The 13,306-nt window shown below is 71.0% G+C and carries 8 protein-coding genes; all 8 read left to right on the forward strand.

The window, feature by feature from the left end:
* Nucleotides 1–11 precede the first annotated feature (11 nt).
* A complete protein-coding gene (gene mmsA / locus ACFVXA_RS12150) occupies nt 12–1,514 on the forward strand; it encodes a CoA-acylating methylmalonate-semialdehyde dehydrogenase (protein ID WP_390024845.1) in 1,503 nt (500 codons plus the stop codon).
* Between the two features lie 377 nt (nt 1,515–1,891).
* The gene (locus ACFVXA_RS12155; protein WP_389758782.1) at nt 1,892–3,301 is read left to right on the forward strand and encodes an APC family permease; all 1,410 of its coding nucleotides are present in this window, start codon (nt 1,892–1,894) and stop codon (nt 3,299–3,301) included.
* A 311-nt stretch (nt 3,302–3,612) separates the two neighbouring features.
* Nucleotides 3,613–6,297 (forward strand): alpha/beta fold hydrolase, encoded by a 2,685-nt coding sequence (locus ACFVXA_RS12160; protein ID WP_390024847.1) that lies wholly within the window; start codon nt 3,613–3,615, stop codon nt 6,295–6,297.
* Nucleotides 6,294–7,157: an ABC transporter permease gene (locus ACFVXA_RS12165; RefSeq protein WP_390024849.1), complete on the forward strand. Its 864-nt coding sequence runs from the start codon at nt 6,294–6,296 to the stop codon at nt 7,155–7,157. Before ACFVXA_RS12160 ends, ACFVXA_RS12165 begins: the two co-directional genes overlap by 4 nt.
* A 152-nt stretch (nt 7,158–7,309) precedes the next feature.
* Complete coding sequence (locus ACFVXA_RS12170) at nt 7,310–8,905, forward strand: von Willebrand factor type A domain-containing protein (protein ID WP_384017077.1); 1,596 nt, start codon at nt 7,310–7,312, stop codon at nt 8,903–8,905.
* An 83-nt stretch (nt 8,906–8,988) separates the two neighbouring features.
* Entirely contained in the window at nt 8,989–10,908 is a 1,920-nt protein-coding gene (locus ACFVXA_RS12175) for an AMP-dependent synthetase/ligase (protein ID WP_390024851.1), read from the forward strand.
* Nucleotides 10,909–11,127: 219 nt separating this feature from the next.
* A complete protein-coding gene (locus ACFVXA_RS12180) occupies nt 11,128–11,730 on the forward strand; it encodes a hypothetical protein (protein ID WP_390024853.1) in 603 nt (200 codons plus the stop codon).
* A gap of 213 nt (nt 11,731–11,943) precedes the next feature.
* Nucleotides 11,944–13,218, forward strand: coding sequence for a glycosyl hydrolase (locus tag ACFVXA_RS12185; protein ID WP_362017929.1), 1,275 nt, complete (start codon nt 11,944–11,946; stop codon nt 13,216–13,218).
* Nucleotides 13,219–13,306: the final 88 nt, after the last annotated feature.

Raw genomic sequence — 13,306 nt, forward strand, 5'->3', positions numbered from 1 at the left:
AGTTTTTGGCCATGACGAAGACCGTCAACCACTGGATCGGTGGCAAGACTGTCGAAGGTGCGTCGGGTACGTACGGGCCGGTCACCGACCCGGCGACCGGCGCCGTGACGACGCTGGTCGCCTTCGCGACCGTCGACGAGGTGGACGCGGCGGTCGCCGCCGCGAAGGACGCCTACGCGACCTGGGGCCAGTCCTCGCTGGCCAAGCGGACCACGATCCTCTTCAAGTTCCGCGCGCTGCTCGACGCCCATCGCGACGAGATCGCCGAGCTGATCACCGCCGAGCACGGCAAGGTGCACTCGGACGCGCTCGGCGAGGTCGCGCGCGGCCTGGAGATCGTCGACCTGGCGTGCGGGATCACCGTGCAGCTGAAGGGCGAGCTGTCGACCGAGGTGGCCTCCCGGGTCGACGTGTCCTCGATCCGCCAGCCGCTCGGTGTCGTCGCGGGCATCACGCCGTTCAACTTCCCGGCCATGGTCCCGATGTGGATGTTCCCGCTGGCCATCGCGTGCGGCAACACTTTCGTACTGAAGCCGTCGGAGAAGGACCCGTCGGCGTCGATGAAGATCGCCGAGCTGCTGGCGGAGGCCGGTCTGCCCGACGGCGTCTTCAACGTCGTCCACGGTGACAAGGTCGCCGTCGACCGCCTCCTGGAGCACCCGGACGTCGCCGCCGTCTCCTTCGTCGGCTCGACCCCGATCGCCCGCTACATCCACACCACGGCCTCGGCGAACGGCAAGCGGGTCCAGGCCCTGGGCGGCGCCAAGAACCACATGCTGGTTCTGCCGGACGCGGACCTGGACGCGGCGGCCGACGCCGCCGTCTCGGCCGCCTACGGCTCGGCAGGCGAGCGCTGCATGGCCATCTCGGCCGTCGTCGCCGTCGGCGCGATCGGCGACGAGCTGGTGCAGAAGATCCGCGAGCGCGCGGAGAAGATCAAGATCGGCCCCGGCAACGACCCGGCCTCCGAGATGGGCCCGCTGATCACGGCCGCGCACCGCGACAAGGTGGCGTCCTATGTGAAGGGTGCGGCCGACCAGGGCTCCGAGGTCGTCCTCGACGGCACGGGCCACACGGTGGAGGGCTTCGAGGGCGGCCACTGGATCGGCCTCTCGCTGCTGGACCGCGTGCCGCTGACGGCTGACGCGTACAAGGACGAGATCTTCGGCCCGGTGCTGTGCGTGCTGCGCGTCGACACCTACGAGGAGGGCGTGGCCCTCATCAACGCGTCCCCGTTCGGCAACGGCACCGCGATCTTCACCCGGGACGGCGGCGCCGCCCGCCGCTTCCAGCTGGAGATCGAGGCGGGCATGGTCGGCGTGAACGTGCCGATCCCGGTGCCCGTCGGCTACCACTCCTTCGGCGGCTGGAAGGACTCCCTCTTCGGGGACCACCACATCTACGGCAACGACGGCACGCACTTCTACACCCGCGGCAAGGTCGTCACCACCCGCTGGCCGGACCCGTCGGAGGCCCCCATCGGCGTCGACCTGGGCTTCCCGCGCAACCACTGAGCGCGATCCAGCAAGGCCGTGAAGCCGTCCGCGATGCGGACGGCTTCATGTTTTTTTGACACTCCCGCAACGATTCCCGTTCAGGCGGGACGAAAGGGGTGACCCAGGCGCTCTTCATGATTGACCTTCGAAAGCAAGGTCAGACTTGAGTAGGTCTTGATGATTGCAACATAGAGGCGTTACAGCCTGGGAAAGTTATGTGACATGGGTCGCTCCGCTGTTGCGGATTCCGTAGGTAAACGGCCATTGACGCAACGGTTTCCGTCAAGGTTCCATCAGCGTCGGGAGCGGACGAAGAGATGAACGACGCGAGCCGCCGGAGGCGATAACGCTCCCGCCCGAATCATCTGACGCACGAGTCGATCGGAACCGCTTCAATGACCGACACGCTCCGCCCTGTCGAGCCGGCCCTCCCGGACGCCGTCCCCACGGCCTCCGGCAGTCCCCAAAAGCTCAAGCGCTCCATCGGCATCGTCGGCGGCACCCTGCTGACGCTCTCCTGCGTGACGCCCGCTTCCACGCTCTTCGTGGTCGTGCCCGACCTGTTCTCGTCCCTCGGCACGGCGACCGCGCTCACCATCGCGATCGGCTCGCTGCTCTGTATAGCCGTGGCGTTCTGTTACTCCGAGCTGGGCACCCTCATCCCCAGCGCGGGCGGCGAGTACGCCATGGTCTCCACGATGGCCGGACGCCTCGCGGGCTGGCTGGTCTTCGTCCTCTCGCTCCTGGTCGTCATGATCGTGCCGCCGGTGATCGCGATGGGCACGGCGGACTACCTCGCCCCGATCGTGCACCTCGACCCCTCCTACGCGGGCGCCGCGGTCATGCTGCTCGCCACCCTCGCCGGTCTGCTCGACCTGCGGGCCAACGCCTGGATCACCGGCGTCTTCCTGGTCCTCGAAGTCATCGCGGCGGCCGTCGTGGCGGTCCTGGGCTTCACGCACAGCGAGCGCGGCGCCGGCAGCCTGGTCTCGATGCAGGTGGCGGGCTCCGGCGGCCACACGGACACCGTGACGGCCATGCTGGTCGTCTCCGGGCTCGCCATCGCCCTCTTCGTCACCCAGGGCTTCTCGACCGCGGTCTACCTCTCCGAGGAACTGGAGAACCCGCGCCGCAACGTCGCCCGTACGGTCCTCGCCACCCTCGCCATCTCCACGGTGATCATCCTGGTCCCGGTCGTCGCGATCACCATGGGCGCCTCGGACCTGTCGACGCTGACCGGCGGTGACATCAGCGCCATGGTCACCGCCTGGTCGAACTCCGCCGTCGGCACCTTCGTCAGCCTCTGCGTGGCCCTCGCGATCATCAACGCGGGCATCGTCATGGTCATCCAGAACTCGCGGGTCCTGTTCGCCTCCGCCCGCGACAAGGCGTGGCCCGAGCCGGTCAACAAGGGGCTCTCGCGGCTCGGCCGCTTCGGCTCCCCCTGGGTCGCCACGCTCCTCGTCGGTGTCCCCGGCGCCCTGCTCTGCTTCGTCAACCTGGACACCCTGTACGGCGTGACCGGCGTGTCCGTGACGGGCATGTACCTGCTGGTCGCGGTCGCCGCGCTGCTCGCCCGACGCGGCAAGCACGCCGGCACGACCGCCTGGCGGATGCCGCTGTGGCCCGCGATGCCGGTCCTGCTGATCGCGGTCCTCGCGTACATCCTGAGCCAGCAGGACGTGACCTACCTGCTGTGGACCGGCGGCATCACCGCCGTCGCCACCCTCTACTGGGCCTTCTACCTGCGCCCGCGCCGCGAGACCCGCTGGCTGGTGTCGATCCCCGAGGACGCGCAGGCCTGAGCGCCTGGCCGAAGTCCTTCGTCACCACCGGGCACGACCCGTCGTCCTTGCCACCCGCGCTGCGGCAGGTGGCAGGGGCGACGTCGTTTCCGGTGCCGACGCCGACCCCCGCCCCGGAGCGGCCGCGTTCGCGGGCGGGCGCGGCGGCCGCGGCGGGCGCGGCGGGCGTACGGTCGCGGCCGTCGTACCACGGTCGCGGCGGTCGTACCACGGTCGCGGTATGCCGGGCGGTGACCGTACTCCCGTGGGAGGGGCGAGGGTTCAGCCCGGTGGCTGCATCGGTTGTCGGTGGCGGCCCGTACCGTTGACGCATGGATCTTCGACTGCCCCGACTGCGCGGGCTCCGGTGGGGGTCCCTCCCTGCTCGAACGAAGTTGAGGGCTCGGAGGACGGCGGCGGCCGCGGCTGCCGCCGTCGTCGTGCTCGCCGGCGCGGGCACGTGGACGGCTGTCGCCTCGGGCGACACCCCGCCCGTGCACCGCGCCGACCGCGTCATGGCCATGGGCGGCGGGGTGCGGCTCGACACCTCGTACTTCACAGCGGGCTCCTCCTCGGCCCGCCGCCCCGCCGTCCTCCTGGCGCACGGCTTCGGCGGCAGCAAGGAGGACGTCCGGGCCGAGGCGGAGAAACTCGCCAGCGACGGATACGCGGTGCTGACCTGGTCGGCGCGCGGCTTCGGCAAGTCGACGGGGAAGATCGGGCTGAACGATCCCCAGGGCGAGGTCGCCGACGTCTCGAAGCTCATCGACTGGCTGGCCGAGCGGCCCGAGGTCCAGCTCGACAAGAGCGGCGACCCGCGCGTGGGCGTCACCGGCGGCTCGTACGGCGGGGCGATCTCCCTGCTGGCAGCGGGCTACGACCAGCGGGTCGACGCGATCGCCCCGTCGATCACGTACTGGAACCTCGCGGACTCCCTCTTCCCGAACGGGGTGTTCAAGAAGCTCTGGACCGGCATCTTCTTCAACTCCGGCGGCGGCTGCGACCGGTTCGAGGCCGAGCTGTGCGCGATGTACAACCGGGTCGCGGAGTCCGGCAAGCCGGACGCCGCCGCGCGCGCCCTGCTGGAAGAGCGCTCCCCGGCCGCCGTCGGCGACCGCATCAAGGTGCCCACGCTCATCGTGCAGGGCCAGTCCGACTCCCTCTTCCCGCTCGGTCAGGCCGACGCGATGGCCAAGGCGATCCGGGCCAACGGCGCGCCCGTCGACGTCGACTGGATCTCCGGCGGCCACGACGGCGGCGACATGGAGACGGCCCGCGTCGAATCCCGCGTCGGCTCCTGGTTCGACCGCTATCTGAAGAACGACAAGAACGCCGACACGGGCCCCGCCTTCCGCGTCACCCGAACCGGCGGCATCGACTCCACCGACGGCGCCGCCCTGCTGAGAGGCGCGAGCGCGGACACCTATCCCGGACTGGAGAGCGGGCCGCACGCCGTCTCGCTGAGCGGCCGCGAGCAGAGCTTCGAGAACCCGGCGGGGGCGAACCCGCCCGCCATCTCGGCGCTCCCCGGACTCGGCGGCTCGGGCGGCCTCGCCCAGCTCTCCTCCCTCGGCGTCGGCGTCTCCCTCGACTTCCCGGGCCAGTACGCGCGCTTCGAGTCCACGCCGTTCGCCCATGACCTGCGGATCACCGGATCGCCGAAGGTGACGGTGCACGTCACGTCGAGCACCGACGACGCGGTCCTGTTCGGCAAGGTCTACGACGTCGGGCCGGGCGGCACCCAACAGGTGCTGCCCTCGCAGCTGGTCACCCCCGTGCGCGTCCCGGGCGCGAAGGCCGGCAAGGACGTCACCATCACCCTGCCCGCCATCGACCACGAGGTGCAGAAGGGCCACCGGCTCAAGCTGGTCCTCGCCTCGACGGACCTCGGGTACGCGTCACCGGCGGCCCCGGCGACGTACACCGTGTCCCTGAAGAGCGACCTCCAGGTCCCCACGGCATCCGGTGTGACGACGGCCGCCGCCCCGCTGCCCGCCTGGGTGTGGTGGCTGCCGCTCGCGGGCGCGCTGGTCGCGCTGGCGCTGCTGCTGACGGGCCGCCGCCGTACGACACCGGGGGCGCCCGATCCGGAGCTCGCCGAAGTGCCGCTCCAGATCACGGACTTGAGCAAGCGGTACGCGAAATCTGCGGACCGGTACGCGGTACGGGAGCTGTCCTTCCGTGTCGAGAAGGGCCAGGTCCTCGGCCTGCTCGGGCCGAACGGCGCGGGCAAGACGACCACCCTGCGCATGCTCATGGGCCTCATCAAGCCCGACGGCGGCGAGATCCATGTCTTCGGGCACCAGATCAAGCCCGGCGCGCCGGTGCTCTCCCGGGTCGGGGCGTTCGTCGAGGGCGCGGGCTTCCTGCCACACCTCTCGGGCCGCGAGAACCTGGAGCTGTACTGGCGGGCGACGGGCCGCCCGCCGCAGGACGCCCATCTGGAGGAGGCCCTGGAGATCGCGGGCCTGGGCGACGCGCTGGCCCGCGCGGTCCGCACCTACTCCCAGGGCATGCGCCAGCGCCTCGCCATCGCCCAGGCGATGCTCGGCCTCCCGGACCTGCTGATCCTCGACGAACCCACCAACGGCCTCGACCCGCCACAGATCCGCGAGATGCGCGAGGTGATGATCCGTTACGCCGCCGCGGGCCGCACGGTCATCGTCTCCAGCCATCTCCTGGCCGAGGTCGAGCAGACCTGCACGCACCTGGTGGTCATGGACCGCGGCCGACTGGTCCAGGCGGGCCCGGTGAGTGAGATCGTCGGGTCCGGCGACACCCTGCTCGTCGGCACCGCGTCCCCCGTGGACGAACCGGTCGTCGAGAAGGTCGGCGCGCTGCCGGGCGTGGCCTCGGCCGTCACCGCCGACGGCGGGCTGCTGGTCCGCCTCGACCCCGCCGGAAGCGCACAAGGCCTGGTCGTGGAGCTCGTGCGGCTCGAAGTGCCCGTGACGTCGGTGGGCCCCCACCGTCGCCTGGAAGACGCGTTCCTCACCCTGATCGGAGGCTCAGCATGAGCACGCTCGTCGAGCGCACCGAGACGGCCGACGGGTACCGGGCGCGGCACACGCTTCCGTTGCGCGTGGAGCTGATCCGGCAGTTGAAGCGGCGCCGCACCCTGGTCATGGGCGCGATCCTCGCGGCACTGCCGTTCGTCCTCGTCGTCGCCTTCGCGATCGGCGGCCGGCCGGGCGCGCGCAACGGCCAGGTCACCCTGATGGACACGGCCACCGCGTCGGGCGCGAACTTCGCCGCGGTGAACCTGTTCGTCTCGGCGGGCTTCCTGCTGGTGATCCCGGTCGCGCTGTTCTGCGGTGACACCATCGCCTCCGAGGCGAGCTGGTCGTCGCTGCGCTATCTGCTGGCGGCCCCCGTGCCGCGGGCGCGGCTGCTGTGGTCCAAGCTCACCGTCGCCCTCGGCCTCAGCCTCGCCGCGATGGTGCTGCTGCCGGTCGTCGCGATCGCGGTGGGCACCGCGGCCTACGGCTGGGGTCCGCTGGAGATTCCCACCGGCGGTGCGCTCTCCGCGGGCACCGCGTCCCAGCGGCTCCTCGTGGTGATCGCGTACATCTTCGTGTCCCAACTGGTCACCGCCGGGCTCGCGTTCTGGCTGTCGACCAAGACGGACGCCCCGCTGGGCGCGGTCGGTGGCGCGGTCGGCCTCACCATCGTCGGCAATGTGCTGGACGCCGTCACCGCCCTCGGCCACTGGCGCGACTTCCTGCCCGCGCACTGGCAGTTCGCCTGGGCCGACGCGGTGCAGCCCACCCCGGAGTGGAGCGGCATGATCCAGGGCGCGGCGATTTCCATAACGTACGCGCTCGTGCTGTTCGCCCTGGCCTTCCGGGGTTTCCGGCGCAAGGACATCGTGTCCTAGGTCTCCGGAAGATCACCCACCGGTCTCGACGGCCCCCCGTCGTGGCCGCTTCGAGATCCATCCGCAATGCTCCGGAGCGCACAGTCCGGCCCCCTCGGACGTCACAGTCACAGACGTCGGCCCACACACGGCCGCTCACCGAGGGGGCACACATGGGGATGGACCACATACGGACGCGGGCCATGGGCGGTCGTCGACTGCGCGGCGCCCTGCTCGCCCTGACGACGGCGGGCGCCGTCCTGCTGACCGGATGCAGCGCGAGCGGTGACGGCAGCAACTCCGCGGACGGCGCCGACAAATCGGGGGGCCGCAACCTTCCCCTGCCCGCGCCCGCCCAGACGTCGGGCTCCGACAGCGCCCAGGGGGAACAGACCGGCGCTCCCGACCGCGAGATCGCTCCGTCGCCCGACTACCTCTCCACCTTCGCGCTCGACGTCGACACCGCCTCGTACGGCTACGCCCGCCGCACTCTGGCGAACGGGCGGATCCCCGACCCGTCCACCATCCGCCCCGAGGAGTTCGTCAACAGCTTCCGCCAGGACTACGCGCGCCCCGACGGCAACGGTTTCTCGGTCTCCGTCGACGGCGCCCGCACGGATGACGACCGCTGGTCGCTGGTCCGGGTCGGCCTCGCCACCCGCGCGGCCGAGAGCGACCGGGAACGCCCGCCCGCCGCCCTCACGTTCGTCATCGACGTCTCCGGCTCCATGGAGGAGCCGGGCCGTCTCGACCTGGCCAAGGACTCCCTCGACGTGATGACCGACCGGCTGCGCGACGACGACTCGGTCGCGCTGGTCACCTTCAGCGACGAGGCGAAGACCGTGCTGCCCATGACACGCCTCGGCGACCACCGCGGCCGCGTCCACGACGCGATCGACGGCCTGGAGCCCCAGGATTCGACCAACCTCGGCGCGGGCGTGGACACCGGGTACGACACGGCCGTCGAGGGTCTGCGCGAGGGCGCCACCAACCGGGTCGTCCTGATCTCCGACGCGCTCGCCAACACCGGCGACACCGACGCGGACTCCATCCTGGAGCGGATCTCCACCGCCCGCCGCGAACACGGCATCACCCTCTTCGGCGTCGGCGTGGGCAGCGAGTACGGCGACGCCCTCATGGAACGCCTCGCCGACAAGGGCGACGGCCACACCACGTACGTCTCGAACGAGGACGACGCCCGTACGGTCTTCTGCGAGCAGCTCCCGCAGAACATCGACCTCGCGGCCCGCGACGCCAAGGCGCAGGTCGCCTTCGATCCGCAGACGGTCGAGAAGTTCCGGCTGATCGGCTACGACAACCGCAAGGTCGCCGACCAGGACTTCCGCGACGACCGGGTGGACGGCGGCGAGGTGGGACCCGGCCACACGGTGACCGCCCTCTACGCCGTGCGCACCAGGCCCGGCGCCTGGGGCCACCTCGCCACCGCGAGCGTCCGCTGGCTCGACCCCGACTCCCGCGCCCCGCACGAGGAGTCCGGTCAGCTGGAGACCGGCGCCCTCCACGACGGCGTGTGGACCTCGCCGCGGTCCTTCCAGGTCGCTGCCGTGGCCGGCTACTTCGCCGACGCCCTGCGCGCGGACGACGCCCGCTGGAGCAGCTCCCTGCCCGGCGCGCTGCCCCTGGACGAACTCGCCACCCGGGCCGCCAAGCTGGCCGACTCCTCGCAGGACACCGCGGTACGCGGCCTCGCGACCGCGGTCGAGCAGGCGAGCCGGGTGAACGACTGCGAGGGAGGCTGCTCCGGGTAGCCGACACGTGTCCCGTCCATTGCGTTCTCCTTACGCCTGAGTAAGTTGACTCACGAGTAAGAACCCTGCGACCAGGAGCCGCCATGGGCGTACGCAAGGATCTGAAACGGGCCGGGCAGCGCACCGGCCTGGCCAGTCGCGGCAAGGTGGAGCTGATCAGGGACGCGACCGGCACGGTCCGCGAGGCACGCGCCGCCCGCTTGGCGGCGCCCCCCACCACCGGCAGCACCGCCGACCTGCCCTTCACCAACGCGGCCGAGGCCCCCGACGCCGTCGTCCTGCGCCGCAGCGAACACGGCGCCTGGCGGCCGGTGACCGCGTCTGCCTTCGCCCGCGAAGTGGCCGACGCCGCGCGGGGGTTGATCGCGGCAGGGCTCGAACCGGGCGGCCGGGTCGCGGTGATGTCCCGTACCCGCTACGAGTGGACGGTCCTCGACTTCGCGATCTGGGCGGCCGGCGGCCAGACCGTCCCCGTCTACGCGACCTCGTCCGCCGAGCAGGTGGAGTGGATCGTACGGGACTCCGGAGCGCGCTTGATGATCGTCGAGACCGCCGAGAACGCCGGCACCGTGGCCACCGGCACCGCCCGCCACCCCGAACCGCCGCGCGTGTGGCAGCTGGACGGCGGCGGACTCGGCGAACTCACGCTCCTGGGACGGGACATCGCCGAGGAGGAGGTCACCAAGCGCCGTGCCGCCCTGACCCCCGACGCGATCGCGACGGTCTGCTACACCTCGGGAACCACGGGCAGACCCAAGGGCTGTGTCCTCACCCACGCCAACCTGCACGCCGAGGCCGCCAACACGGTGGAGCTGCTGCACCCCCTCTTCAAGGAGGTCACCGGCCAGACCGCCTCGACCCTTCTCTTCCTCCCGCTCGCCCACATTCTGGGCCGCTGTCTCCAGATCGCCTGCCTGATGGCCCGCATCGAGATCGGCCACTGCCCGAGCATCAAGCTCGACGAACTGCGCCCGGCGCTCAAGGAGTTCCGCCCCACCTTCCTGGTCGGCGTCCCCTACCTCTTCGAGAAGATCCACGACACCGGGCGCGCCACCGCCGAGAAGATCGGCCGGGGCGCCTCCTTCGACCGCGCCGACCGCGTCGGAGTCCGCTTCGGGCAGGCCTACCTGGACAAGTTCCTCGGCGTGGGCAAGGGGCCCGGGCTCGGTCTGTACGCCGCGTGGGCCCTGTACGACCTGCTGGTCTACCGCCGTATCCGCAAGGAACTCGGCGGCCGGGCGCGCTACGCCATCAGCGGCGGCTCCCCGCTCGACCGCAACCTCAACCTCTTCTTCTACGCGGCCGGAATCATCGTCTACGAGGGCTACGGCCTGACCGAGACCACCGCCGCCGCCACCATCGTCCCGCCGCTGAAACCCCGCCCCGGCACGGTCGGCCTGCCGGTCCCCGGCACCGCCGTCCGTATCGCCGACGACGGCGAGGTCCTCATCAAGGGCGGCGTCGTCTTCGGCGCCTACTGGAACAACCCGGCCGCGACGGACGCGGTGTTGCGGGACGACTGGTTCGCCACCGGCGACCTCGGCGCCCTGGACGAGGACGGCTATCTCACCATCACCGGGCGCAAGAAGGACATCCTGATCACCTCCGGCGGCAAGAACGTCTCGCCCGCCGTGCTGGAGGACCGGCTGCGCAGCCGTTCGCCGGTCGGCCAGTGCCTCGTCGTCGGCGACAACCGGCCCTGCATCGCCGCCCTGATCACCCTCGACCCCGAGGCGGTCGCCCACTGGATGTCGGTCCGCGGGCTGCCCTCCGGCACGCCGATGTCGGAGGTCGTCCGGGACCCGCGGATGCGCGCCGACGTGCAGCGGGCCGTGGACTACGCCAACGAGGCCGTCTCACGTGCCGAGTCGATCCGCGTCTTCGCGCTGGTCGAGGGCGAGTTCAGCGAGGAGAACGGGCTGCTCACCCCGTCCCTGAAGGTCAAGCGGCACGCGGTGATGGCCGCGTACAGGGAGCAGATCGAGGCGCTGTACGGCGAGTGAGCCCCTCGGGCATAGGCGGGCGTTCGGGTGAATTACCCTGCATTTGACGCGTACCGGTTTCTTCGGGCCTCCATATCTCGTTCACAGTCTGCAGGTCGTGGCAAGTGCGAACGTGCGGCATCACGGTCCCTGCGACGACCCTGCGGAACCGGCGATCGGCGAGATCGCATCACGACCGACGCCGGCTTCCCATTCCCGCCTGAGAGGAAGACAACGAGAGTGCGACAGACCCTGAGCAAGGGATTGGTCGTGGCCGCCGCCGCGACAAGCGCCCTGTCTCTGTACGGCACATGGGCATCCGCGGCCCCCCGCATGCTCGGGACCGCGGCGGAGTCACCCGCTGTGCTGTCGGGCAATACGACTCCGCGGGACACCCCGGGTGAGCCGGATGCCCGGGAGACCGCATACGCAGAGGGCACGTCCGCGTACGAGGACGGCACGTCCGGAGACGGGGACGGCACGTCCGGAGACGGGGACGGCACGTCGGGTTACGGAGACGGCACTTCCGGATACGGAGGCGACACGCCCGGATACGGCGCCGAGGAGCCGAGTGACCACCCCTCCTGCGGGTGCTCCAAGTCGCCCACGCCTACACCCACACCCACCAAGACGGTCACGCCACCTCCGACGAAGAGCACCCCGCCGGCGCCCCCGTCGCCCACGCCCACCCCGTCGAAGACACCGCCTGTGACACCGCCGGCGCCTCCGAAGATGGCCGAAACCGGCGCCGAGAGCGTCCTCGTGGGCACGGCCGCCAGTGCGGCGCTGATGGCCGCCGGAACCGTCCTGTACCGGCGAGGCCGGGCCGCGTCCCGTCGGTAGTGCACCGGGTGCCGGACGCCTCGCGCCCGGCACCCGCCACCCCTCCCGCGTCCGCTGCGCCGCCCGGGGCCGGGCGGGCGGCGGACACGGAAAGGCGTCTCGTGCGGTCATCCTTGCGGGCGATCAGCGCCGAGCCGCCCGACTCAATTGGTGCATTTAGCGTATATATGGCTATGCCTCAGTTTTGAGGCTAGCCGCACCAAAGGAGTGGGAATGACGTCCAAGCGTCGCCGGTCCACCCTCAGGCGACTGGCGTTCATCACCGCCGGAGTGTTCGCGTCAGCGGCAGTTGTTCCGAATCCTGCCCTGGAGGCCGACTTCGCAGGACGGCCCGGTTCGCAGCACTGCGTGCCGGTTGCGGGGGCCGCGGCACCGACCGCTTCCCCGGCGGCGCCGGCCGCCGGTCGTCCCAGCCCTTCCGTGTGCCCCGCGTACGGGGCGGATGCCTCCTCGGGAACGGCAGCGCGCCCGCCCGCGTTCGGTGCGTACCTCAACTACGGGCCCAGCGGGGTGAAGCGCATGAACGAGCTCAGCAAATGGCTCGACGGATCCGAGGTGCGCGTGGGGCACACGTACCTGCCGGGGGACCTGTGGAGCAACATCGAGGGCGCGCCGGGCTTCCTCGACAGCTGGGCCGACTGGCGGCGGGCCAAGGACGACCGGCTCTTCGTGCTCAACGTCCCGATGATGGAACGCAACGAGGGACGCGTCCCCGACACGGAGGTCAGACGGCTGCTGCGGCGCGCCGCCGCCGGCGCGTTCGACCAGCACTTCCGGGCGCTGGCCCGGCACCTCGTCGACCTGGGGGTGCCGGACACGATCCTCGTGCTCGGCTGGGAGATGAACGGCATCACGTACACCCACCGCTGCGGCCCTGATCCGGCGGACTGGAAGACGTACTGGCGGCGCATCGTCACCGTCATGCGCTCGGTGCCCGGACAGAAGTTCACGTTCGACTTCGCCCCGAGCCGGGGTGTGGACGCGGTTCCGTGGACGGAGTGCTATCCCGGTGATGACGTCGTCGACATCATGGGCATGGACTCGTACGACCAGCCAGCGGGAATCTCGTTCGACAAGCAGGTGTCCGAGCCCTATGGGCTCCAGGCACAGGTGACGTTCGCGAAGGCTCACGGCAAACCGATCTCGTATCCGGAGTGGGGCCTGTTCCGCAACGGCGACAACGCGTCGTACATGCTGCGCATGCTCGCCTGGATGGACGAGCACAAGCCGCTGTACAACACGATCACCGACTACTGCCCGCACGGCGTGTGGCAGTGCTCCGCCAATCCCCGGGCGTCCGCCATCTACCGGGCGGTGCTGGCCGGTCAGCACCCGCCTGTCGCGACACCGGCGCCGTCGGTCCCCACCCCGTCGACGCCCACGGTTCCCCTCGAGCCGCATCCGACGCCGAATTCGACACCGACGGCGACGGCCACGCCTCCCCAGGCGCCCCACTGCCCGTGCAGGCCGACAGAGTCCCTGGACTAGGCGGGCCACTTGCCCGGCGGCAGGCTCGCCCCTCCTCTGTCGCGGGCGGTGGGAACGCTACTTGGGAACGCTGGTCGGGAGCGCGGTC

Origin of the sequence: Streptomyces sp. NPDC058246 (genome assembly GCF_042881985.1) — a bacterium.
In the GTDB taxonomy this organism is placed as follows: domain Bacteria; phylum Actinomycetota; class Actinomycetes; order Streptomycetales; family Streptomycetaceae; genus Streptomyces.

Bases quoted from the DNA above. Each gene is read 5' to 3' on its own strand.
- ACFVXA_RS12185 (WP_362017929.1), top strand. From the start codon at position 11,944: ATGACGTCCAAGCGTCGCCGGTCCACCCTCAGGCGACTGGCGTTCATC.
- ACFVXA_RS12155 (WP_389758782.1), top strand. From the start codon at position 1,892: ATGACCGACACGCTCCGCCCTGTCGAGCCGGCCCTCCCGGACGCCGTC.
- mmsA (WP_390024845.1), top strand. From the start codon at position 12: ATGACGAAGACCGTCAACCACTGGATCGGTGGCAAGACTGTCGAAGGT.
- ACFVXA_RS12160 (WP_390024847.1), top strand. From the start codon at position 3,613: ATGGATCTTCGACTGCCCCGACTGCGCGGGCTCCGGTGGGGGTCCCTC.
- ACFVXA_RS12170 (WP_384017077.1), top strand. From the start codon at position 7,310: ATGGGGATGGACCACATACGGACGCGGGCCATGGGCGGTCGTCGACTG.
- ACFVXA_RS12175 (WP_390024851.1), top strand. From the start codon at position 8,989: ATGGGCGTACGCAAGGATCTGAAACGGGCCGGGCAGCGCACCGGCCTG.
- ACFVXA_RS12165 (WP_390024849.1), top strand. From the start codon at position 6,294: ATGAGCACGCTCGTCGAGCGCACCGAGACGGCCGACGGGTACCGGGCG.